This window comes from Hydrogenobaculum sp. (genome assembly GCF_049967395.1).
In the GTDB taxonomy this organism is placed as follows: Bacteria; Aquificota; Aquificia; order Aquificales; family Aquificaceae; genus Hydrogenobaculum.
The window spans coordinates 1-2,055 of record NZ_JBMFST010000094.1 but is presented as its reverse complement, the minus strand read 5'-3'; the positions used below and the strand labels follow the sequence as shown (position 1 = coordinate 2,055).

General features: G+C 31.2%; 2 protein-coding genes. Both read right to left on the bottom strand.

The window, feature by feature from the left end:
* A partial coding sequence (locus tag ACP5S8_RS08195) for a class I tRNA ligase family protein (protein WP_461876449.1) occupies positions 1-314 on the bottom strand: 314 nt, incomplete at its 3' end.
* Between the two features lie 15 nt (positions 315-329).
* The coding region (locus tag ACP5S8_RS08190) for a putative bifunctional diguanylate cyclase/phosphodiesterase (RefSeq protein WP_461876448.1) at positions 330-2,055 on the bottom strand (1,726 nt) is incomplete at its 5' end.

The window sequence follows — 2,055 nt, the reverse complement described above, 5'->3', positions numbered from 1 at the left end:
ATGTTTGAAGTAACAAAGTTGAAAACTCTTTTCAAAAACCTATGAACACCTTCTATTGAAGTTTCTATCCACTCAAAATCTTGCTCTGGAGGTGCTGCAAAAAGTATATAAAGCCTTATGGTATCAGCACCGTATTTTTCTATAGCCATGGCCGGGTCTACCGTATTGGCCTTTGATTTTGACATTTTGGCGGCTTCCCCAAGCTTTGATTCTATGGTATTTTCCAAAGATTCCTTTCCCAGCTTTTCCAATAAAAATTTTACGTTGTCACCTATGCTTAGTTTGTTTTCTTTTAAGAAATCTTTTATCTTCATAGCAAATATTATAAATTATTGAAAGAATTTTTCCAAATCAAAAGTTGGTTTGCCAAGATGATACCCTTGACCGTAATTTACTCCTATCTTTACAAGTGCGTTGAGGGTTTCTTCATCTTCTATAAACTCTGCCAACGTTTTTGTATTAAGGTGCTTAGCTGTTGTATTTATACCGCTAACTATAGCCCTATCTCTTTCGTTTTTTGTTATATTTCTAACAAAAGCCCCATCTATCTTTAGAATCTCTGTCTTTATAAACTTTAGATATAAAAATGAAGAATATCCACTTCCAAAGTCATCTATTACAAAATGGATACCGTAATATTTTAAAAATTCTTCTATCTCTTCAAATTTTTCTAAATTAGAAAGAGATTCCCTTTCTGTGATTTCTACATATAGCTTATTTTGCATATCGTACTCTTTTGCTATATCAACCACATCCTGAAAAAATCTTCTATCTTTAAAAGCTTTTGCGCTTATGTTTACAAAAAGCCTTAAACTATCCTTAGAATTATTTTTTTTATTTAACGCCGATATTCTCTCACAAGCTTTTCTTATCATAAGTAAATCTATCTTATTTATAAGCCCCAAATCTTCAGCCTCCTCTATAAATTGATCTGGATATATTATATTTTTGTTTATCTCTATTCTGCAAAGAGCCTCAAAAGCTATTATTTTTTTATCTTCAAGATCAAAAATTGGTTGAAACGCCGGTTTTATTAAGTTTTCGCTTATAGCTTTGTTTATAAGTTCGTATTTTGAAATATACTCCATATCGTTATATTGGGAAGAGGCTATAACCACGCTTGATTTTCCATCCCTTTTTGCTTTTCTTAACGCTTCTTCGGCAAGCATCTTGACCTCTTCTTTTGAGCAAAACACTTTAGATAGGCGCGTATTTTGAGCTTTATCGTCCTCTAAAAAACCCAATATTGGTAAACTTTGATTTTCTTTTTCAAAGCAAGTTGATATGCCTACGGATAAACTTATATATATTTTTTTATCTTCTAATTTTATCGGCTGAGAGCTTAGCTTCTCATTTATTCTCTCCATTATCACCTTTGCAGATTGTACTTTCGTATCTTGGACTATTATTCCAAATTCGTCGCCACCTATCCTAGCTAATATATCTTGGTTTCTCGTAATAGATTTTATTATATTCGCTACCTCTTTTATAACTATATCACCTATTTGATAGCCATAAGCATCGTTTATATATTTGAAGTTATCTATATCTATCAATATATAACTAAAAGCATTTGATACCATTCTAGTTGCTGATTTTTTTGCTTCGTTTTCTAAGAACATATCAAACATGTTTTTGTTGTAAAATCCTGTCAATGGATCTTTTGTAGCAATTTCTTCAAGATGTATACGCAAAGAGTCTATATCTGTAAGATATTTCCTTGTGACAAAAATGCTAAATAAAGCCTGATTGATAAGCTTTAGGATGTTAAGCTCTGTTTCCGATATAAGCATTTCATTTTTTCTTGCAAGAAGAAGCATGCAAGCAGTATCCTTATTGTATAGATAAGTATTTATAGATGTAAAATTTATAAATTTTAACCCTTTTTCTATATACCATTTTGAAGCGTAAGGATCATGCTCATAATCTATGTTTGCTGCATGTTCTTTCTCCATATAATATTTTACAAAAGGTGACAAACCTCCGTACATTTCTAAATCAAAGGATAACCTAGAAAAATTTTCTAAAAACAAGTCGGATGCTACAATCATCTCA